This is a genomic window from Mesorhizobium sp. M0052, assembly GCF_040323255.1.
GTDB lineage: Bacteria > Pseudomonadota > Alphaproteobacteria > Rhizobiales > Rhizobiaceae > Mesorhizobium.
Map to the genome: position 1 here is coordinate 28,752 of NZ_JAMYUS010000028.1, position 20,752 is coordinate 49,503.

The 20,752-nt window shown below is 60.9% G+C and carries 14 protein-coding genes; 9 read left to right on the forward strand and 5 right to left on the reverse strand.

Going from position 1 to position 20,752, the window contains the following annotated elements; translation table 11 throughout:
- Positions 1-312: 312 nt before the first annotated feature.
- Positions 313-2,580 (reverse strand): AGE family epimerase/isomerase, encoded by a 2,268-nt coding sequence (locus NKJ77_RS28295; RefSeq protein WP_502902128.1) that lies wholly within the window; start codon positions 2,578-2,580, stop codon positions 313-315.
- Positions 2,581-3,305: 725 nt separating this feature from the next.
- On the opposite strand from NKJ77_RS28295, the gene NKJ77_RS28300 reads away from it, so the two are divergent.
- From NKJ77_RS28300 to NKJ77_RS28310, 3 genes are all read left to right on the forward strand, one after another.
- Positions 3,306-3,644, forward strand: a complete 339-nt coding sequence (locus tag NKJ77_RS28300) for a hypothetical protein (RefSeq protein ID WP_352536113.1) — start codon at positions 3,306-3,308, stop codon at positions 3,642-3,644.
- A 178-nt stretch (positions 3,645-3,822) separates the two neighbouring features.
- Complete coding sequence (locus NKJ77_RS28305; RefSeq protein ID WP_352536114.1) at positions 3,823-5,679, forward strand: GumC family protein; 1,857 nt, start codon at positions 3,823-3,825, stop codon at positions 5,677-5,679.
- A gap of 150 nt (positions 5,680-5,829) precedes the next feature.
- Positions 5,830-6,633: a sugar transferase gene (locus NKJ77_RS28310; RefSeq protein WP_352536115.1), complete on the forward strand. Its 804-nt coding sequence runs from the start codon at positions 5,830-5,832 to the stop codon at positions 6,631-6,633.
- A gap of 568 nt (positions 6,634-7,201) precedes the next feature.
- On the opposite strand, the gene NKJ77_RS28315 is transcribed toward NKJ77_RS28310, so the two are convergent.
- A complete protein-coding gene (locus NKJ77_RS28315; protein ID WP_084569915.1) occupies positions 7,202-8,512 on the reverse strand; it encodes a polysaccharide biosynthesis/export family protein in 1,311 nt (436 codons plus the stop codon).
- Between the two features lie 14 nt (positions 8,513-8,526).
- A complete protein-coding gene (locus NKJ77_RS28320; protein ID WP_352536116.1) occupies positions 8,527-9,399 on the reverse strand; it encodes a glycosyltransferase family 2 protein in 873 nt (290 codons plus the stop codon).
- A gap of 246 nt (positions 9,400-9,645) precedes the next feature.
- On the opposite strand from NKJ77_RS28320, the gene NKJ77_RS28325 reads away from it, so the two are divergent.
- Positions 9,646-10,878: a glycosyltransferase gene (locus NKJ77_RS28325; protein ID WP_502902126.1), complete on the forward strand. Its 1,233-nt coding sequence runs from the start codon at positions 9,646-9,648 to the stop codon at positions 10,876-10,878.
- Here NKJ77_RS28325 and NKJ77_RS28330 read toward each other — a convergent pair.
- Positions 10,871-12,001, reverse strand: a complete 1,131-nt coding sequence (locus NKJ77_RS28330; RefSeq protein WP_352536117.1) for a glycosyltransferase family 4 protein — start codon at positions 11,999-12,001, stop codon at positions 10,871-10,873. The two genes, NKJ77_RS28325 and NKJ77_RS28330, sit on opposite strands and share 8 nt — an antisense overlap.
- A 409-nt stretch (positions 12,002-12,410) precedes the next feature.
- Between NKJ77_RS28330 and NKJ77_RS28335 the strand changes: the two genes are divergently transcribed.
- Together NKJ77_RS28335 and NKJ77_RS28340 are read left to right on the forward strand one after the other, a co-directional pair.
- Positions 12,411-13,475 (forward strand): glycosyltransferase family 4 protein, encoded by a 1,065-nt coding sequence (locus NKJ77_RS28335; protein WP_352536118.1) that lies wholly within the window; start codon positions 12,411-12,413, stop codon positions 13,473-13,475.
- 135 nt (positions 13,476-13,610) lie between these two features.
- Positions 13,611-14,756, forward strand: coding sequence for a glycosyltransferase (locus NKJ77_RS28340; RefSeq protein WP_352536119.1), 1,146 nt, complete (start codon positions 13,611-13,613; stop codon positions 14,754-14,756).
- A gap of 30 nt (positions 14,757-14,786) precedes the next feature.
- On the opposite strand, the gene NKJ77_RS28345 is transcribed toward NKJ77_RS28340, so the two are convergent.
- Positions 14,787-16,370, reverse strand: coding sequence for an oligosaccharide flippase family protein (locus NKJ77_RS28345; protein WP_352536120.1), 1,584 nt, complete (start codon positions 16,368-16,370; stop codon positions 14,787-14,789).
- Between the two features lie 239 nt (positions 16,371-16,609).
- On the opposite strand from NKJ77_RS28345, the gene NKJ77_RS28350 reads away from it, so the two are divergent.
- From NKJ77_RS28350 to NKJ77_RS28360, 3 genes are all read left to right on the forward strand, one after another.
- Positions 16,610-18,058, forward strand: a complete 1,449-nt coding sequence (locus NKJ77_RS28350; protein WP_352536121.1) for a DUF4214 domain-containing protein — start codon at positions 16,610-16,612, stop codon at positions 18,056-18,058.
- A 60-nt stretch (positions 18,059-18,118) separates the two neighbouring features.
- Positions 18,119-19,429 (forward strand): glycoside hydrolase family 140 protein, encoded by a 1,311-nt coding sequence (locus NKJ77_RS28355; RefSeq protein ID WP_352536122.1) that lies wholly within the window; start codon positions 18,119-18,121, stop codon positions 19,427-19,429.
- A 176-nt stretch (positions 19,430-19,605) separates the two neighbouring features.
- Positions 19,606-20,724, forward strand: coding sequence for a polysaccharide pyruvyl transferase family protein (locus NKJ77_RS28360; protein WP_502904435.1), 1,119 nt, complete (start codon positions 19,606-19,608; stop codon positions 20,722-20,724).
- Positions 20,725-20,752: the final 28 nt, after the last annotated feature.

Below are 20,752 nucleotides of genomic sequence, written 5' to 3' on the forward strand. Positions count from 1 at the left end.
TAATAACTAAGCTATCCCGCTTTGCAGCGACGACACAGAGGCAAAACATACCGAATTAGCCGTAGCTGGTACGTCAACCTTGGGACACCACAATGTCGCTATCGCGACGGACGTCGCATTCGCAAAAGGTCGAAAAGTTTCTATCTTGCAGAAATTCAGTCGCCTCTCTTGCCCAACTGGCGGGTGTCGCCGCTTGCCTTCCTGGATGGGTCTCTCCATCTTCAGATACGTAGGCTAGGGCATCGGTTCTGCCTCGGTCGAAGTTTCCCCAATCCTGGCCTGATGATGACGAAAAGTCGCACAGGTGTGGCACTAAGCTCGCGCCAGGACGCTCTTGCCCTCTTCCAAAGCTGACAGCCGGAAAGGTTCGATTTGGCCTTCGGTCTTGTCCAGATACTGCATCAGCGCCGTTACCAAGTGATAGAATATGCTAGCGGGAACCTCCGTTGCCTGTGACCTTCCGCGCTCGTCAATCCTGTCGATCCACAAGCCAAGAGGCGCGGGATCAATATGCCATCGAAAGAGGCGGGCGACACGAGCTTCGATCTCTGGTTTTAGATCAGGGCCGCCCATCTTGTCCAAGGCAATGGCAGCTTTGACGGCCTCACATTGTGGCCAACTGCGGGACAGCCGGTCGATGGGCATTCCTTGCCGCGACACAGCCGCATAAGCCAGACCGGTCGCACGATTCAATCCGCTGGCGATCGCTGACGAATAGAGCTTTCGTGCGTAATTGGCCAAATCTTTTTGCCCACTTGCTTGTGCGAAATCGATGAGGAGTGAGGCCCATTCGAAATGGTGGCCAGGTTCGGTCCGTTGTCCGCTTTCTCCAGGCAAAGGCAGCCAGTCGACGTCGAAATTTTCTCCTACAGTCCAGCTCTCCTGATCGAAGAAATGGCAGCGGAAGAGATCAACGACGCGTGCGGCCCGACGCAGATATGTCCGGTCGCCAGTAACGCCATGCCAGGCAAGGAAGGCTTCCAGCATGTGCATGTGAGGGTTCGAAAATCGCATACCATTCGAGCCGGAGGTCTCCAGAAAGCCGTTCAGACAATGGTCTTCGAGATGGGTGTCAATGAAGTGAAATGTCTCATTTGCCAGTTGCAAGGCGTCGGGATGGCCGCATCGGTGAGCGTGGGAAAGCGCTAGGAGTAAGCAGGAATGATCGTACGCGTCCTCCGCAGGGTCAGCCACGGTGCCATTGGCATTTAACGTGCGCACCCAGCCGCCGCGGTTGGTACGCCCATGTTTCGCAATGAACTCGATGCCATGGTTGATCAGTTTGTCGGCCGGTCCGGCCCATCCGCGTTCCTTGGCCACAGCAAAAGCGTAGATCTGGCGAGCCATCGTGCGCATGCGTTTGGGCCTGCCCAAAGGCCTCGTGTCTAAACCGAGAGCCTCGTGAAAGCCCCCGTACACATCATCGACCCCCGCGGTGGACCACAGCGGCAGGGTCTCATTGAAGAGCCAATGTTCGACCCGTTTGCGCCACGAACCGCTGATGATGACCCGGTCTTCTGATGCCGTGTACTTCGTCTCGAGCCGTCCGCTCTTTTCAAGCTGCTCTACGACCATCTTCACGTCCTGGCTGTGGCTGACGGGGGCGACGAATACCGCATCCGGTGTCGCTACTACCGCCACCCCCTTCATTCCGACGACCGTTAGCAGCCTTCCTTGGCTTCTAAGGTAGGAAGTGTCGCAATTCATGGCGACGACGTCGCCCATGACGACATTGCCGTCCCCGTCCGTCGGGCTGGCTTCGAGGAGCGATTGCCACGATCCAAGGTCGTTCCAGCGAAAGGAAGCCGTAACCATCGCGATATCGCGTGCATGCTCCATGACCGCATAGTCGATTGAAGTGGAGGGAACGGCCGAGTAAAAGCCGTGGGGCAGATAGATACCGGAGAGGTCGACCCGCGCGGTCTTGTGTGCCCGTTCCGCAGTGTTCCAGATGTCCGGTTGGAAATCCAGAAATGCCCGCCGCATCGCGTCAGCGCGAAACAGAAAAATGCCTGCGTTCCAGTAGAATCGTCCTGACGACACGTATCCGCGCGCTGTCTCGGCATTTGGCTTCTCGACGAAGCGCGAGACCGCAGCCACCCGATCGTCGTTTGCTGCAACCTCGATGTAGCCATATCCGGTTTCGGGATGCGTTGGCTTGATGCCGAAGACAACGATGCTTCCTGAATCGGCGGCAGAAACGCCCGCCTCGACGGTGTCCCAGAATTGCGCTTCGGTCGATATCTCATGGTCGGAGGGGACCACGAGCACAAGAGCGTCGCCGCCATGTTCCGAGATCGTCTGCAGGGTGGCTATGGCGACCGCCGCGGCGGTATTGCGACCGATAGGCTCGAAAATCGGTCTGCCGCCGTTCAGGCCGAGCGAAGCGACGTCTGAGATGACTCGATCGGCATGTCGTTCGGAAGCTATCAAGTAGATCGGTGTCTGATTCTCGGGCCGCGCCTTGAGACGCCGGACAGTCTTTGCGAGCATTGACCCGTCGCCCGAAAGGTCGTGGAATTGCTTGGGATTGTCTTCCCGTGAGAGCGGCCACAGGCGCGCGCCCACGCCCCCACTCATGACAAAACTCACCAGCTTGTATGCCACGATCCAGCTCCTTCTCAGAAATGCCTGGCTATAGGCTCCCGACCTCTTGATTTTTGCGCGGAAGCAGATTGAGAGCATCGAACATCTCGCACGGTCGTTTCAACGAGACGGAGCTTCGCAACAGGAATCGGCACGAAGCCGTGACCATGGTCACCGGTTGAGAATTGACAGCGAATTCGGCGAAGCAGGCATTGACAGAAAACGCCACTCCGACCTCTGAACACACAGCGCCGATCAGGCGCCATGTTGACGACCATGAGTTGGCTGCCAAAGTGATGGCCCGTGACGACGCTCGACCCCCAGCCCAGTTGGCAATCACGAAGCCAAACCCCATGCCAAGCGCCTGCGCGGCCATGAGATCGAGTCTTGAATCAGCACACGTGTTCCCGCGAACCGGTGAGATCGATGAGAGCATTGGTTGCGGAGACGAACGCTATTCGGTCTGACTTGGCTAACTTTTTTGAAGGGCACGTTCCGCTCCGAAAATTGCGCCGCGAGAATGATCGAAACCCTTAGCACGCTGTCGGTCGCCGGCTTCGTCAGGAATTCGGGTAGGCCCTGAGGCCCAGATACGCATGCCGTCATCCAATAGGCTATGCCAATCGACGGCCAAAAGGATGTATCGCGCCCAACCGCGGAGGCTTTGTATTCTGGAGCGTGCGTCCGACTCGGGCGCTGAATCAAGGCTGGGCTGCAAGATGCCGTTTACCGCATTCAGGTTGCCGTTCCGCGAATATGTCGGATATGTCGACGAAAGGCGTTTCGGACGCCTAGTTTGCCTTCTTGAAGACATTCAGGTCGAAGTCGTCCGGGAAGCGACGCACCTTCATCCATTAGGGAAAACGATGACGGACTGCGCCGCGTTCTCTCTGCAGGCGATGGAAAACGGCGAAAACCTCGAAAGGATGTCCGCGAGGATTGATACCCTCACACGCAGCGTGATGTTGAACCGCAGACGGCAGGTCTCGTTGGAACAGCAGATGTCATTTCTCGCAAAGACGCGAGCGGAACTGCAGTGCATCCTCGTTCCCTTATGACGTAGCCCCTACGCCAATTGGCGGCATTTACCTTCCCTCCCGCCGGCGTAGTCTTTTGCCGCAATCTGGGTTCGCGGGGCCTCAGCTTTTAATGCAGAAATCGGCCGGACATCGTGCTTCGCCTGTGTCAGGACGGCGGGCGCGCTCGAATTTCCCGCACGGCTGCAGGAGCAGTTGAATGGACCGCATGTTGCCGCACCAATGGCCCACTACAACGAACCAGCAGGTTTCGGTAGCCCAGGAGTTTATCGGCCTCGCTGATATAACCAGGTTTTTGACGCGTTACGTCGCAACGATCATTGCCTGCCTCGGCATCGCGCTCTTGGTAGCCTGGTTCTACAACTCGACCTCTGATCCGGTTTTTACCGCCAGCGCGCAGATCCTGATCGAGCCGAAATTGCCCCAACATCTACAGGAGGGCGGAGAAGTAAATCTATCATTGGACACCGCGCAGGTGGAAAGCCAGATCGCGGTAATGCAGTCGGAAAAAATAGCCGCGATGGTCATCGACCAGCTGAAACTCGCGGAAGACCCCAACTTCAATCGTCCACACGCTCCGATCTTGCCGGAGAGATTCAGAAAGCTAAAAACCGTCCTGGTTGAGGCTTTCGGAGTCCAGAAAAGCGCCAGGGTCACGTCGCTCTTGGATTATTTCGGCTTCGGCATGCCAGAACCCACCGCGTCACTGACCGACTACCAAAAATTCCGGCGCACAATGGCGACCTTCCGCGACAGCCTCGATATCCGCAGGGTCGGTGTTTCCTACGCGATAGACATTTCATTCACGTCTGTTGATCCCGAGGGTGCATCCAATATTGCGAACGCCACCGCCGATGCCTTTGTGCGTGAACAGATCGAAACCAAGGCTGACGGCGCAAGAGAAGGTGGTGCGTGGCTCGAGAAGCGTCTTCAGCAACTTCGTGCTCAGATGAACGCGGCGATGGCGAAGGCTCAGGAATTCCGTTCTCGGCACGACTACAGCGTCGTCAACGAAGCCAAAAGCGAAGAAGGCAATTCGATTGACGGGGTCAACGCTGAGCCGACTCTTGAAGAGCTCGAGGTGACCGCCGAAACCTATCAGAAGATGTACGAAAGCTTCCTCCAGGCCTACACCAATTCGGTCAGCCAGCAATCGTATCCGGTCGCCGACGCGAGGGTGATCACGGCCGCGACAGCGCCGCTTTTTCCGAGCGCTCCAAGGCCGAAACTGGTGCTCGCCTTTGCCGCGATCGCCGGAACCATTTTCGGCATCGGGGTTTCGCTTGTGAGGCAGATGCTTGATTGGACCATCCGATCGCCACGACACATCCGGGATAACCTGGGTATCGAATGCATCGGAGAGTTGCCGTTGACGAGCAGGCGGATGGGTTCCAGTCACGTTGACGAGGTGCAAAGACGTCCCCACTCACGATACAGCCAGTGCCTCAGGAAAGCACGGACCGAAATCAGCCTTGCGGAGACCAACCATCAAGTCAAATTCCTCGGGTTAACTGCCGTGTCCAACGCCAGCCCCAAGAGCTCCGTCGCCAGCAATCTCGCCACGCTTTACTCGATGTCGGGCCTGAAGACATTGGTGATTGACGCCGATGTTCGCCGGTCGGCCACGACCATGCGGCTGCTAGGCCGTTCGATTGCGTACGACAAACAGAGCCAGGACCCAATTCGACTCAATATCGTGCGCGCTCCTGGGCGGCCGTTCGACATGCTTCCCAGTTCGGTGGTGGACGGCGGAAATCTGTTGATCCCACGCAATATGGAGGCATTCCTCTCGGAGCTTACAGCTTTTGATCTCGCCAATTGCGAACTTGCCGCCTATGACGTCGTCATCGTTGATCTGCCGACACTAGCCTCGGGAGCCGACGAACTGATTGTCGGATCCGTTCTGGACGGTGTCGTCATCGTCGCCGAATGGGGCAAGACACACGTGGAGACGCTGCGCGAACTGGTCCGGACGTTGCAGGCCAGCAGGACGCATGTGCTTGGTGCGCTTCTGGCGAACGCTCGGGCGATGACATCCATTCACCACAAGGCTTGACAGGGGGACCGCCTTCGACGGCTGGCAAAGCGAGAGGGTCACTCCTCGGCATTAGTGGTAGTGTGGGGAGAGTGTGGCGCTACCTCCTTTGCCTTTCTTGCCGACAGCCTCCGAGATTGGGAAAGTGTCAGAGTCGAGCAAATCAAAACAATGATCGTCATGACAAACGCCTTAGAAAAGCAGTCACATCTCGCGCCCCCGATTTGGAGCCAGCCATCGATGCCGATGGCAGTCGACCACCGGCCGGTCATGCATGTTGTTTCCGCTCCAGACCATGAAAATGGCGGGGCGTTGTGGATGGATCTGCCGCCCACCCTTAGGGCAGGCTCGACTAATCCTCCTGTCGGAGGTCTCTTGAAGCGAATGCTCGATTTGATTATAGCGGTCACGGCGCTTGTCGGGGCCGCGCCGGTGATGATCGTCGTTGCTATGTTAATCAGGATGACGACAGGAGGCCCGGCGGTGTTCTCGCACAGCCGGGTCGGCTTCGGCGGGAAGCCGTTCAATTGCTACAAATTCCGTTCGATGGTCGCCGATTCGGAAGACGTTCTGAAAGCCTATCTCGAAGCCAATCCTCATATGAGAATGGAGTGGGAGAAGACCCACAAGATAAAGGACGACCCCCGCGTGACATTCCTCGGGCGAATGCTGCGAAAGTCGAGCCTCGATGAACTCCCACAGCTCTATAACATCATTCGCGGCGATATGAGCTGCGTGGGGCCAAGGCCCATCGTGAAGGAGGAACTCGAGCGTTACGGCGACCACGTAGGTGAATATCTTCGCATGAGGCCGGGACTGACCGGTTTGTGGCAGGTGAGCGGAAGAAGCAGCGTGGATTATGCCACGCGCGTAGCGCTGGATAGCCAGTATGTTCGCAACTGGTCGGTCTGGTTCGACATCGTGATCCTGTTCAGGACTGTCTTCGCGGTGATGCGCTTCGACAGGGCTTGCTGAAGTCCGGACATGTCACCCCCCGGTTTGCGTCCAACGGACGGACAGAAACAGCCCTACTGTGTATGCGCCTGCCAATACAAATGCCAGGATCAGGAATTTCAAGACGGTCACATGGCCCGGAAATCCAAATCCGTTCCAGGCGAAGCTTCCAACGAGGAGCAGTGCGGTCGCCGCGATAAGGGCGGGAGCCTTGAACCACAGCCCCATCAGAACGCCTGCAGCCGCTAGGGCTATTATAGTCATGAGCACCGAAATCTCCAGGGCACCCGCAGGACGGATCAGCTCACTGCGGCAGAGGGTTCCGTCCGGGGCCTCAGGGCCCAGGGTGCTCACTGATATGCGGCCTCAAAGATCATGGCAAGTGGCCGGATGGCGTTGCGTAGATGGTCAGCTTATGGGTTGAGCCTTGCCTCTGCCTCTTGTTCGGGAACGGTTTCGGCGAGCCAAGATTACAGTGCCCAAAACCGCATGCCATCATGCGTCCGCGATCGGGAGCGTCGAGCATTGATTTCGGGGTTGATTTGATCAGCGAGCCGGATCAGTAGACCTGGCGCAATCGGAGACTTGATCAATTGATGCCCTGGATCGGGACCGTTTCGGCCTGAAGGCCACCGCCTGCCGGGAGGATAGCCAAACCTGACTCCGGCGACGGGATCTCGACTTTCACTGTGTCGCCGGGTTCGATTGGTGTCGTTTCCTCGGCCGGGAGTTCCGCAGTGCTGCTATCCGTCGTCCTAACGATCTTGAAGACAGGCTTGGCACTTTCGGAGCGTTGCCTGAGGGCGAGCAAGGCGGGGACTGCTATCTCGGTTTCGTGGAGCAACTGCACCGCGGTATCGGCTTTGCTGGTTACTTCATTGAGCTGCATCTGCGTCTCCCGCAAACTTTCAGCGACTTCACTGGCATGACGGTTGCCGAGGTCGAGAATCTCTATGTCCGTCTTGCTAATCTCCTGCCTCACGCGCAAGAGCGAGGTCTCGGCAGCCAGTCTGTCCCCCTGCATTTGCGCAACCGTCCCCTCCAGGGAAAGCTCGCGCGGTGCAACTGCCAGCCCCTTCGCGACAAGCGTCGAAACGCTCGCGAGTTCCTTCTGAACCAACTCGATCTGTTTGTCGTGGAACGTCAGTTGCTGCCCAAGGGAGTCCAGTTCCTTTTCCAGAAACTCTCTGAGATCGTTCAGCGAGCGGAGCTGTGTGGTCAGCGCATCCTTGCGGATGGCAAAAATCCTCCGCTCCTGGTCCATTGTCGACGCGACTGTTTGGTTGGAAGCCCTAACCTTTAATTCCGCAGGAAAAGAGATTTCGTCGCTGCTGGCCAGTTCGGCCTCAAGGCGCGCCTTGCGGCCAAGAAGGCTGACGTTGTTCAGCGCCAGTAGGCCCACCTCGCCCTGGCCCGAGATGACTTCCCGCCCGAGCCTCGATATGTCGTCCTCGCGTATTGGCAAACCGCCCGCGATCCCCACCGCCTGCAGCACGGTCAGCCCTGGCCGATAAGGAAATTCCCCAGGGGCCTTGACATTGCCGACGATGTAAAACGGTCTGTACTGCACGATCTCGACGGCGACATCCGGCTGGCGGCCGAGACCCATCTTCTGCATCAACCGATCGCCGATGGCGCGGGCGAGATCACCGGGAGCGGTGCCCTGCGCGCGTATCTGCCCGACAAACGGAAGGAACAGGGTCCCGTCGGCGCCCACCACGAAAGCGTCGTTGAGAGATGTCCATTCGAAAATCACATCACGTGATGCTCGCCATTCATAAACCTTGAGCCTGACCTTGTCTTGAGGTCCGAGGAGATACTCGGCCGCCGCCGAAGGCTGGAGGCCGGCGGTCGCCGCAGCGAGTGAAGCAGACGCCATCGTCAAAAACCATCTGCGCATTGTCTTTCCCGTCGTCAAAGTTTCAAGATGTACTCGGGTTCGATTCGTCCAATGGCCGCGTGCAGGATGGCGAGCAGGTTACCCCTGAGCCTGCCCCGTCGGTCGACATACGGCTCGGGCCAAGGGCTATTTGCCACGTTGGCCGCAATATTCCTGAGCATAAGGGGAAGCGCGAAAGAGGCCGGCACGGACCCCTTCCTGATCAGATAGATCGCATTCGCAACCTGGGAGTAGCCTAATCGGGTTCCGCTGACGCGACCTGTCTTGATACCGAGATGGACTCCCGTGATCGAGGTGACGCAGACGACACGCCCTTTGGATCTCATTTGGCTGGTGAAGTCGATGTCTTCCTGCCAGCCATATAGCACGAGGCGCTCGTCGAAACGCAAATCACCCACAAGCGAGGAACGGAGGGACATGTTGCATCCGTAAGCACCCACATGGTCAACCACAGAGGGTCCAACATCCCTGATGCCCTCGGCTGCCCGCAAAGCGGCTTCGGCATCTTCCCAGGTGAGGCCAGCATTGGTGGCCCCATCTCTGACGACCCTGCCCATCACCACCGCCCATCCGTCATTTGCCATAAAAGATTCTTCGATCTGCTTCAGGTATTCGGCCGATGGGACGAAATCGTCGTCGAAGAACGTGATGATGTCGAAACGCGCCAGCGACGGTGCAAGAGCCGTGTTGCGCTGGGCGGCCAGCCCTTTCGGCCCGAAAACGAGTGACACGGGGAAGGGACAGCTTTCCGGCAGTTCGACATGCGTGGCGTCGGGCGCCGACAACACGACCTCGTCGGGAAGTCTCGTCTGGCCGCTCAGATAGCTGAGCAGGCGCGCGACCTGTTCGTTGCGGCCGAGGGTCGGGATGATCACGATGAGTTTCATGGCCGGTCCATCTTCGGTCCAGCTGACCCTAGACCGGTGACGGGGTCGAAACAGCCTGCATAAAAGGAGACGGAGGGAGCCTGGCTTACCCCCCCTGGCACCGGCTTTCGGAGTATCCCCGGCGAACGGCCGCAGCCATAAGTATTAGCCGAACATGCGCCCGGAGCAGCCTGTAGCCGATCGGAGAACTTGCCGGGGTCGTTGCGAGGAATGGAGACTGCTGGCCTGCCGAGGCAAGGGGGAACCATGCTCCACGAACGCGCTTCCGATCTGGCCCTTGCGGCCAGGGTCGATATGCCCATCGAGGAGGTGCCGGCCGCGCCGAGGCTCGACGTCGACAGAAATGCGAGGATAGCCGTCGTTCATGACTGGTGCCCGAATTTCCGGGGTGGTGAACGGGTGCTGGCGCAGATCTGCAAGCAGCTCCCCAATGCCGAAGTCTTCACGCTTTTCGATTTCCTGCCGGCCGACGTGAAGGAGCAATATTTCCACGACGTGGAATTCCATACGTCCGCGGCCAACCGGATCCCGATGGTGCAGAAATTCTATCGGTCGCTTTTCTTCTTTTGTCCCTTCCTGATCGAACAGTTCGACGTGACGGGCTACGACGCGGTGATCTCGTCTTCGGCGGCATTTTCGCGCGGCGTGATCACCAGGCCGGACCAGCCGCATCTTTGTTATGTGCACAGCCCGGTCCGTTACGCCTGGGACGAGCAGTTTTCCTATCTTCAGCAGGGTCGGCTTGGCTTCGGCCCCAAGGGAATGCTCTATCGCTACATGCTCCATCGCCTGAGGACGTGGGATACCAGAACCGCGCATGGCCCGGACCTCATGCTGGCCAACTCCAACTATGTCCGCTCGCGGATCCAGCACATCTACGGACGCGAGGCGCGCGTCGTTTTCCCTCCGGTCTCGCTGAAGGAACTGCCCTGCGTGGAGGACAAGGACGACTACTATGTCTCGGCGTCCTTCCTCGCCCCCTACAAGCGCACCGACCTCGTCATCCGGGCCTTCAACGAGATGCCGTCGCGGCGCCTGGTCATCGTCGGCGAAGGCCAGCAATCGGCCAGCCTGCGGGCACTTGCCGGCCCGAACGTCACTTTTTCCGGATACCTGCCCCGGCAGGATTATGTGGACACCCTGGCGCGGGCAAAGGCGATGGTCTTCGCCGGCTGCGAGGACTTCGGCATCGCCCTGGCCGAGGCACAGGCCTGCGGAACGCCGCTGATCGCTTTCGGCCGCGGCGGAGCGGTCGACATCGTGCAGCGCCTTGGGTCGTCTCCCGAGCCCACCGGCGTGCTGTTCAAGGCCCAGACGGTGGATCACCTCAAGGAGGCGGTCGAACGGTTCGAAGAGAACAGCCACGCCATGACGCCCCGCGCCTGCGCCAGGAATGCGGGACGCTTTTCCGAAGAGAACTTCGATCGCGCCATCCTGGAATCGCTCGGGGCCGTCCAGGCGCTTCACGCGATCATGTGAGTTCGCGTATTCGGACGACCTTCGTTTGCGTGTCGACGCCGTCGGCTGCAGCCATCGCCTCGAGATAGCGCAAGGCCGTCGCTTGCCAACCAAATGCTGAGGCTCTCGCTCGTCCCCGGCGTATCATCTGCGTCCGCTTGTCCTCGCAATCGCGCAGCTGCATGAAACGGTCGAACCATGCTTCCGGGTCGTCGGGCGGCGCAAAAAGCGCCGCGTCTGCGCAGACCTCGGGCAGGCTGGCGCGGTCCGACACCACCACGGGGCAGCCGACCGCCATCGCCTCGAGGGCGGGAAGGCCGAAGCCCTCGGTGAGCGAGGGGAAAGCCAGGCAGAGCGAATCCCCAAGGAGAGCCGCCAGCTCCCCGTCGGAAATACGGCCGAGCCAGTGGATGTTTTGCGCTTTGGCCTTGGCGGATCCCGACCTGAAGACGCGCGCGTCCGACATGCCGACGATTGCGATGCTGAGGCCGGCCGCGGCAAGGCGCTCGGCCATGTTCAGGATGAGTTCCACATTCTTGTGGGGGGCGGCGCTGCCGATCATGACAATGGTTTCCGGCGAGGCCGCCAGCCGGGTTGCCGGGGAATGTTCAGGCATCCATCGCAGGACATGCTCATGGCCGTTCGGGGCTACGAAGGCCCGGTGGGCGGGGACGACGCCGCGGCGGACCAGCTCGCCCAGCGAATAGTCGGAAACGGTCGAAATGCCCCACGCGGTTCTGCCGAGACCGGGCAGCAAGGTTCGGTACAAGCTCCTGAAGGCAAGGGAATAGCTCTGCGGAGCATTCCAGACGTTCGCGTCATGGATGCAGACGATATGCTTGCGGGAAAGCAGCGGTCCCGTGTTGCAGAGGCTGAGCAGTCCGCCGCCGCCGAGGGATGAGGGGAGTTGCGTCTGCTCCCAGACGTGGCCGCTCGTGCGGCCGACTTCGACGCGTTCGATGAAAGCGAGCGGGATCTCCTGCGACCCGGGCGGGCAGTGCAGGCGAACGTCGAGACCGCGGGCGAGGGCCCCATGTTCTGCGAGCAAAGCGTCGAGCGAACGGACGACCTCGCGCGCATAACGCTGGACGCCTGTTGTCGGCTGGGAAAGAAAACGCCCATTGATTGTCCAACGCCGCGCCATGCCGTCCCCCTTTGAACTTCCAGTGTGGGGCCTCCAAGGCGGCGGGTCACCATGGCCATCGGGTCATCCGGGTAACCCGGAAATCATCCGGATAGGCGAGGTTTGGCAGTCTGCCTACCTCAAACGTTCGAGGACCTTCGTGCCTCGCGCGATGCTAGTCTGGTCCAGGGCGCCGAGAGGGCCGGGGGAGGCGGAGATGGGTAAAATCGAGTTCGACACGACAGAATCGCCACCGGCACGATCGGCCAGGCGCTTGAATGGACACCGCTCCAGGACACCGCTGGCGACCTCGCTTGCCGGGGACGCCGGATCGCTGATCGGGCATTCGGCATGGACGTGGTCGGACCGGGAAGCGCCGAGGCGGCGCTGGACGATAAACGGGGACTTCACGACACTTCGGCCGACCGGAGTGGCCCGCTACGCCAGCGAAGTGACCATGGCCCTCGACGCTCTCATTTCGGAAGGGCATCCGCTTGGCCGCGACCTGGAGATCGATCTTGTGGTGCCGCGTCCGCTTCCCGAAACCTTCCGCCTCGATGCCATCCCTGTCCGGGTCGTGCCTGAATTCAGCAAGCCGCGTCTCCCCCAATTCTGGGTGCAGGCGCAGTTGCCCTGGCATGTACCGGGAGGATTGCTGAGCTTCTGCAACCTCGCTCCCGTCGCATTGAGGCGCCAGATCGCGTGTATCCACGATATGCATACCAGGCTCATGCCGTCGAGCTACGGGCGGGGTTTCCGATGGGCGCACCGCCTTATCCTGCCGGCGCTCGGCAGGCGGGCCGCCCGCATCACCACCGTCTCGCAGCTCTCGCGCAGCCACCTGTTGGCGTTCGGCATCGCGCCGGAGGAAAACATCGTGGTCACCTACAATGGCAGCGACCATGCGAAGAGATGGGATGCGGCGAGATCGTCCCTGACCGTCGACCGCGGCAGACCCTATGTTCTCTGTCTCGGAAGGCGGGACCAGGAGTACAAGAACATGGCGCTTCTCGCCAGGCTTGCCCCGCTCCTCGACGCCATGGGTCTCGATCTCTGGATGCCAGGCGATGTCGACGAGGAAACGATCCTGCGATACCTACCGGAAATGCCCGGGAACATAGTCTTCCTCGGGCGAATAGGGGACGACGACTTCAAGAAGGCGCTCGAAGGCGCCCTGTGCTTTCTGTTCCCGTCGCGCATCGAGGGGTTTGGGCTGCCCGCCGTCGAGGCGATGGCCTCGGGCTGCCCGGTCGTGGCCTCGACCTCGCCCTGTCTGCCCGAAATCTGTGGGGATTCGGCTCTCTATGCCGATCCCGACGACATCCAATCCTGGGCCGAAACCGTCCGCCTGCTGATGCTCACCCCGGATTTGCGGGAGCGGTTGGTCGCCAAGGGATACGCCAGGGCAAGCAGTTACTCCTGGCGATGGATCGCATGGAAATACCTCGAGCTCATGGTTCAAGTCGACGCCGACTTCGGGGAGTTCAGCGGGTAACCGGCCCGGCAGGGACCGACCTTGCCGGGATAGTCGAAGCGGCGAGAGCGGACGGCTGGCTATGCATGCGCGGGAGCGGAACTATAGCTGGAGCGGCATAGCTCCCTGTCAGATCGCAGTGTGAAGAGGGGCACGATGAACAAACGGATCGATCCGCGCGCATTACGCGCCCCAGGCGGACTGGCGTCCGCCGGCACGCTTCTCTTCGACAACTCGCTGTCGATCCTGAACAGGACCGGGGCCTATCACATCGCCAAGGACCTGACCCGGGAATTCGTCCCCGGCAGGGCAGGGATCCGGTATTGGCGGCTGGGTTCCTTCGCTCCCGAGGGCCTGGTCCGCAAGATTGTCGCCCGGCTGATGATGCTGGAGATCAACTGGCTCCAGGACAGCGAAATCTTCCTGATCCGTGACAAGGTCGACGAACGCGGCACCCGGCTGTTCCTGGACCCGCTCTACGTCCTGAGGTCACGCCTGAGCGAGAACGACATTGTCCTTTGCCACGATGTTGGCCCGCTGACGCATCGCGAACTCTACGACGAACGGACCTGCGCCAACTATCGTCTTGCCTACGAGAAGATCCGGCGCGTTGGGCCAGGCGTCGTTTTCGTCAGCAATTTCTCGGCGCACCACTTCGAGATCCTTTTCGGGTCCGGCTTCCGGTTCCTGAAGACAATCCCGCTTTATCTGCGCACCGAACTGTTCGATGGTCCGGCGGAGGCGGTCCCTGGTGTAAACGGTCCGTTGTTTCTCACCGTCGGCGCGTTCGAAACCCGCAAGAACCAGGTCGCCGCCCTGAAGGCGTATCGAGACGGCGGCTTCCATCGCCAGGGGGTCGGATACGTCTTGTGCGGAACGCGCGGCGACGGCTATGCGGGGATAGCGGAACTCGCGGGCGCCGTCCCGGGTGTGAGGCTCATGGGATATGTTCCCGACGCGCAGTTGCGCTGGCTCTACGCAAATGCCGAGGCATTCGTGCTGCCAAGCCTTCTCGAAGGTTTCGGCATGCCGGCGCTGGAGGCCGCCTATATGGGACTGCTGCCGATCGTGTCCGCCGGAAGTGCCCTCGTGGAGGCCGTCGGGGGCGTTTGCTCGCAGGTGCAGCCGGATAATCCCGCCGCGATCGCGGAAGTGATGGGGAGAGCGCTTTCGCGAAGCGCCGCGGAGAAAACACAAACAAGCCGCGCGCTGCGCGACACCGCGTCAGCTGCAACCAAGGATCGGTTCCTGCAGCAATGGAGCGACGTGCTGGCTGCGGGGGCAATTCCAGGAAAGGCGTGAAACGGCCTTCCGCTGCAATGGCGCCGACAATTATGTCGGAGCAACTGCATTGCGGAAAATTCGACCGGCATTGACTATTTCGTCGAACAAGGGGTGGCCGGTCACGAACACTCCGACCAGCCAGGCGGCCGCGGCAAGACACCCGGCGAATATCGCCTGTCCCAACGACAGGTCGAAGCTGAAGCCGCCGGCAACGACCATGGCCAGCGGGCCGAGTGTGGTCAACGCGGCGACGACGCCGCTCTTTCGGACGGCGACAGCTATCTCGTCCCACCGCAGCGAAAGCCTGCGACGCACGAAACTCAAGGACACAAAGGCCTGGAACGGCACAATGAACATCAGGCTCAGCGCCGCGCCCATAAGTCCGGCAAGCAGGACCGCGGTCGTCATGACAACCGCCGAGACGGGGACGACGATCAGCGACCTTACGAACATGTCCCTGATCGAGCCCATCGCCATCATCACGGGATGGTTCAGCTCGAAGCTGAAGGTGAAAAGAGACGCCAGCGCGATGACTTGCACCAGCGGTGCAACCGCCCGCCATTGGTGGCCGAGCGCGATGTCCACGACGGGATAGGACAGCGCGGCGACGGCCAGCAATGCCGGCCAGTGAAGCCCGGTGATGATTTCAATGGCATGTAGGTAGGATCGTTTAAGGTCCCCGCCCTGCCTGGCCGAGGCGGAAAAAGCCGGAAGCACGACCGCCATGGCTCCGCCAAGGATCAGTTTGTCGGGTATCTGGCACACCGTCAGCCCGCGGCTGAAGAGCGCCGCCGCATGTGGCGACAGGACACGGCCGAGCAACAGGAGGGGCAAGGCCTCATAGGCCCTGTATAGGAACACGATGGCGCCATTGTACCCGCCGAACGCGGCTATCCTGCGCCATTGCTTGAACGTCGGCTTGAACATCCAGAAATCCGGGCGCAGCGCCAGGGCCAACACGCCGGTGACCGTGCTGCTCGCCAGCCAGGCCCAGGCAAAGCTCATATAGCTGAACCCGGTCAGCGCCAGCGCGACGGTAGCAGCTCCGCCTGTCGCCGCCCCGGCAACGTTGATCATGGCGACCTTTCCGAAAGCCATTTCACGGCGCATCAGCGTGACGACCTGGATGGGCACCAATTCGACGAACAGGCACACCGACATCAGCCGAAGATAAGGCACCAGTTTTTCTTCGTGGAAGGAGGACGCGAGCGCCGGAGCGGCCACAACCAGAAAGGCTGCGATTGCCGCCGTGAGGGCGAGCATCAGGCTGAAGGTCCCGCGGATGTCCTCCCTGCTCAGGACCGGACGCTGGATCATGAAACTCGAGCTGGCGAATTCCCGCCCCGACAGCGCGATGCCGAGGATTGCCAGGCTGATCACCGAGATGCCGATCTCCTCGGGGGTCAGGACGCGGGAAACGGCGGCGACTGTGACAAAGTTCAAGCCGATCACGATGTAACGATCGCCCGTGCTCAGCAGAAGTGCGCGTTTGACGCTCATGAGGATCCTGGATGCCGGCTGCGAGTGAACAAGCGCCGGACGATGACGTCTGGTCTGCCCGCCTCCCAAGGCAGGAGAACATAGGCCGGCGGTCCGAAGTAGAAGCCAAAAGGAAGTAGGTCCGTCCCACATTCGGTTGAGATCGAAGGGCGCGCGCCTGAGGCCGCTTCTGCGGCAGCAAGGCCCTGCATCGCGAGAAGGTCCCGAAGCGGTCGCCCGTACTGGGGTGCCGCCGTCGCCCATAGCGGCCGAAAGGCTATGAGCCGCATTCTAAAGACGTAAGGCGGATGAAGCCGGTCTCCCAATAGTCAGATTGTTGCGACCCGCGACGAGGATAGTGTTGCAGCCTCGCGAGAACCGGGACACTGAAAATGTTGAAATGTGCGTTGATCGGGGCGGCTTGCCTGCTCGCCATGGCCTCGTCGGCCTCCGGCGACATTCTCTGGGGGGCTAACGGCCACCCGATTACGGCCTATCCAGGCATCTCGGTCGAGCGTCAGTTCGACTACCTCGAAGACCTGGGGATGAAGTCCTACCGCGTGAACATTTCCGACCTTTCCTCGGCGGACAGGCTGGCGGAAATGGTGGCGGAGGGCAAGAAGCACGGCATCGAGGTGCTGCCCGTCATCACCCCCGGCAATGTCGACCTTGATAAAGACAACACCGACGAGCTCTACGCCAAGACGCGCGCTCTGGCGGTCGCATTGGGATCCCGGTTTAAGGATGACATCCGCGCCTGGGAACTGGGCAACGAGACGGAGAACTACGCCATCATCAAAGCTTGCGAGAAGCGCGATGACGGCACCACATATCCCTGCGAATGGGGTCCGGCCGGCGGCACCGGAGTGCTGGACTATTTCGGCCCGCGCTGGGCCAAGGTCAGCGCCGTCCTGAAGGGATTGTCCGACGGCATGAGCGAAGTCGACCCGGGCATTCGCAAGGCGATGGGCACTGCGGGGTGGGGCCACACCGGGGCAATCGAACGAATGAAGCAGGACGGCATCAAATGGGACATCTCGGTCTGGCATATGTATGGCCAGGATCCCGAGCCCGCCTTCAAGGTGCTCGCCAGCTACGGGAAGCCGATCTGGGTCACCGAATTCAACAATCCTTACGGAAGCCGGCAAAGCGAAAGACAGCAGGCCGAAGGACTGATGCAGTCCATGCTGCGGCTGCGCCAGCTGCAGGCCAAGTACAACGTGGAAGCCGCTCACATCTATGAGCTTCTGGATGAAACCTATTGGGCGCCCGACTTCGAAGCATCGATGGGGTTGGTCAGGCTTGTCGGCTCGGCGGAGCGCGGCTGGAGCCCGGCAGGGCCTAAGGCCGCATACATTGCGGTGAGGGACTTGATACTCGGCCCGCGGCCGCTGCCGAGGCCGGAGCGCGGCTGCGATTTCGCGGACAGCGGCAAGATCGTGACCGCCACCATGCGCCAGGCGAGTTTTAGTCATTGCCTGATACTGGGGCGCAAGGCCAGCGATGAAGATATCGAACGGTGGTCCGCTGCCCTGGACGACGGCTCGGCCGATGTCCCCAAAATGATGATCGACCTGCTGCATTCGCGGGAATTCTTGAGGAAGTATTCCATCATCGGCCTGAGCGACCGTGCCTATGTCGGCTTCCTCTACCGGCTGCTCATGGACAGGGACGGCGACGGGTACGGGCTGGACGTCTATTCCAAACAGCTGCGGGACGGCTCGATGTCGAGGGATTCCATAGCCCGCGGCATGATCACCTCCAGCGAATTCACCGACAAGTATGCCGTCCACCTCGCCGCGACCGCGAAAACGGCCCCCGCCGCCGAAATGGCAAACTAGCCTGCGGCTGAAGAGGTCTGGACCGTCATGGATCTGCGCTTCTGTGGTCTCGCATTTTGCATGCTGGCTGCGACGACCCTGGTCGGCCATGCCTGCGAAGCGCCCATGGCGGCCCAGCAGCCGTTCCCTCTGCGCGTGGAACCCGGCAAGCGATATCTGGAAGACGCTGCCGGCTGTGCCTTTCTGATCAATGGCGACGCCGCGTGGTCGCTGATCGCCGATTTGACCCGCGAGGATGCGGATGTCTACCTTCGTGACCGGCGGGCACGCGGGTTCAACACGGTGCTGATCAACCTCATCGAGCATCGCTTTGCCCGCAACGCTCCCGCCAATGCCTATGGCGACCGCCCTTTCCTTCGCGATGGCGACTTCAGCGCCCCCAACGAAGCCTATTTCAGGCATGCCGACTGGGTCTTGCGCAGGGCGCGCGATCTCGGTTTCGTGGTGCTGCTCGTTCCTTCCTATCTCGGCTATGGCGGAGGGGACCAGGGCTGGTACCAGGAGATGGCCGCCGGCGGCGAGAAAAGCCTGCGAGCCTACGGCCGATTCGTCGGACAGCGCTATGGCGGCCTCGGAAACATCATCTGGGTGGAGGGCGGCGACTACAATCCGCCGGACAAGAGCCTGGTCAGGGCGGTCGCGGAAGGGATCCGGGAAATCGACCCGAATGCCTTGCAAACCGTGCACAACGCGCCCGAAACGGCGGCTCTGGATTACTGGCGGGGCGAACCGTGGCTTTCCGTGGACAATGTCTACACCTACGAGCCCGTCCACGCGGCGGCGCTTGTCCAGCACGCCTCGGGCGAGATGCCGTATTTCCTGATGGAGAGCGCCTACGAAAACGAGTTCGGCGCGGACGCGCACCGCGTGCGGGTGCAGGCCTACCAGGCGGTTCTTTCCGGCGCTTCGGGACAAATATTCGGCAACAACCCGATCTGGCACTTCGGCGGTCCGGGCCTCTGGCCGGCGGACACGACCTGGCAGCAGGCGCTCGACAGTCCGGGGGCCAGGAGCATGCAGGTTCTCCATCAATATTTTTCGTCGATCAGATGGTGGGAACTCGAACCTGATACGGGAAACGACTTCCTCATCGCGGGACAGGGCAGCTACCACGCCCGGACGATGTCGGCGCGGAGCAAGGATGGGTCGTTCGCACTCGTCTACCTTCCCAACGGGAGGGGCATTACCCTCGACCTTGAAAAGCTCGCCGGGCCGCAAGTCTCGGCTCGCTGGATCGATCCTTCCACGGGAGGGAGCGAGGCGGCTCCCGGGTCACCGTTTTCCATGAATGTCCGGTATTTCGGGCCGCCAAAAGGCGATCACACCGATTGGATGCTGGAACTCCGTACGCAACCGGTACAAAGCCAATGACCGCCAGGAACGACGCCGCAGACAGCTTTGACAGCCTGGCGAGCACCGGTGCGATCGGAGCGGCGTCCCGTCAGCCAAGCGGCCACCGCACGGAGGTGCTCCGGGCGCCGCGAAGAATAACATTGTTCGGGCTCTTCGGCTCCGGCAATTTCGGCAATGAAGGTTCGCTAGAAGCAATGGTCGGGTTTCTGAGGAGAGAGAGGCCCGAGGCGGACCTTTCATGCGTCTGCGGCGAACCCGAGGTGGTCAAACGGACTTTTGGGATCGAGACCTCGCCGATCCGGCGGAACGGGCCTGCGGCGGGCCTGTCCGGACGCATCAACCGGCTGCTCCTGAAAATCCCCGGAAAACTTGCCGATTTCGCGCAGACGGTTAGCCGCATCCGCAAGTCCGACGTGATGATCTTCCCAGGCACCGGAATCCTGGACGATTTCGGGGAGAGGCCGGCGGGCATGCCTTACGACATCCTCAAATGGTGTCTCGCCGCTCGCCTCGTCGGCACGCGCATCGCCTTTGTCAGCATCGGGGCCGGCCCGATCAGGAACCGGCTGAGCCGCTTGCTGATGACGTCGGCGGCCCGCCTGGCTCATTACCGGTCCTACCGCGACCTGCAATCCAGGGAATTCATGGAAAGCGTCGGCTTCGACACCCGTGGAGACGCGATCTATCCAGACCTCGCCTTCAGCCTGCCCGCGCCAATTCGATCTCCTCGGACTCGGCCGGAGGCGCTGAAGGTGGGCGTCGGCATCATGGCCTATCGCGGCTGGTACGGCTTTGCCGAAGGCGGTCAGTCGATCCTTACCGGATATATCGGCAAACTGGCGCGTTTCGTCGTCCACCTCCTCGACAGCGGCCACGATGTCCGGCTTCTCATAGGCGACGAAGAAGACAGCATCGCCGTCGACGCGCTCCGGGCGGCCGTGGGTGACCTGCGGCCCGGCTCGAGGCTGGCGCACGAACAGGTCCATTCGCTGGGCGACGTCATGGGGCAGATGGCGCTGACCGACATCGTCGTCGCCACGCGGTTCCACAACATCGTCTGCGCATTGATGATGCGCAGGCCGACCATCTCGCTGAGCTACGCGAGGAAGAACGATGTGCTGATGGAAGAAATGGGCCTGGGCGAGTACTGCCAGCATGTCGAGACCTTCAATGTCGAAACGTTGATCGCGCAGTTTTCGCAGCTGGCGGCTGCCAGGGAAAAGCACGAACAGGCAATTGGCGAGCGTCTCGTCGAGTTCAGGGAGCAGGTCGACAGGCAGGACGCCTGCCTCCTCTCCGGCGTGATCGGTTGAAGCGCATGGTGTTGATCGCCCGCATTGC

What these genes read in the sequence shown, in the direction of transcription:
- NKJ77_RS28295 (WP_502902128.1), bottom strand. Translation starts at nt 2,580, where the DNA reads ATGAGTGGGGGCGTGGGCGCGCGCCTGTGGCCGCTCTCACGGGAAGAC.
- NKJ77_RS28300 (WP_352536113.1), top strand. Translation starts at nt 3,306, where the DNA reads ATGCCGTTTACCGCATTCAGGTTGCCGTTCCGCGAATATGTCGGATAT.
- NKJ77_RS28305 (WP_352536114.1), top strand. Translation starts at nt 3,823, where the DNA reads ATGGACCGCATGTTGCCGCACCAATGGCCCACTACAACGAACCAGCAG.
- NKJ77_RS28310 (WP_352536115.1), top strand. Translation starts at nt 5,830, where the DNA reads ATGATCGTCATGACAAACGCCTTAGAAAAGCAGTCACATCTCGCGCCC.
- NKJ77_RS28315 (WP_084569915.1), bottom strand. Translation starts at nt 8,512, where the DNA reads ATGCGCAGATGGTTTTTGACGATGGCGTCTGCTTCACTCGCTGCGGCG.
- NKJ77_RS28320 (WP_352536116.1), bottom strand. Translation starts at nt 9,399, where the DNA reads ATGAAACTCATCGTGATCATCCCGACCCTCGGCCGCAACGAACAGGTC.
- NKJ77_RS28325 (WP_502902126.1), top strand. Translation starts at nt 9,646, where the DNA reads ATGCTCCACGAACGCGCTTCCGATCTGGCCCTTGCGGCCAGGGTCGAT.
- NKJ77_RS28330 (WP_352536117.1), bottom strand. Translation starts at nt 12,001, where the DNA reads ATGGCGCGGCGTTGGACAATCAATGGGCGTTTTCTTTCCCAGCCGACA.
- NKJ77_RS28340 (WP_352536119.1), top strand. Translation starts at nt 13,611, where the DNA reads ATGAACAAACGGATCGATCCGCGCGCATTACGCGCCCCAGGCGGACTG.
- NKJ77_RS28345 (WP_352536120.1), bottom strand. Translation starts at nt 16,370, where the DNA reads ATGTGGGACGGACCTACTTCCTTTTGGCTTCTACTTCGGACCGCCGGC.
- NKJ77_RS28350 (WP_352536121.1), top strand. Translation starts at nt 16,610, where the DNA reads ATGTTGAAATGTGCGTTGATCGGGGCGGCTTGCCTGCTCGCCATGGCC.
- NKJ77_RS28355 (WP_352536122.1), top strand. Translation starts at nt 18,119, where the DNA reads ATGCTGGCTGCGACGACCCTGGTCGGCCATGCCTGCGAAGCGCCCATG.
- NKJ77_RS28360 (WP_502904435.1), top strand. Translation starts at nt 19,606, where the DNA reads ATGGTCGGGTTTCTGAGGAGAGAGAGGCCCGAGGCGGACCTTTCATGC.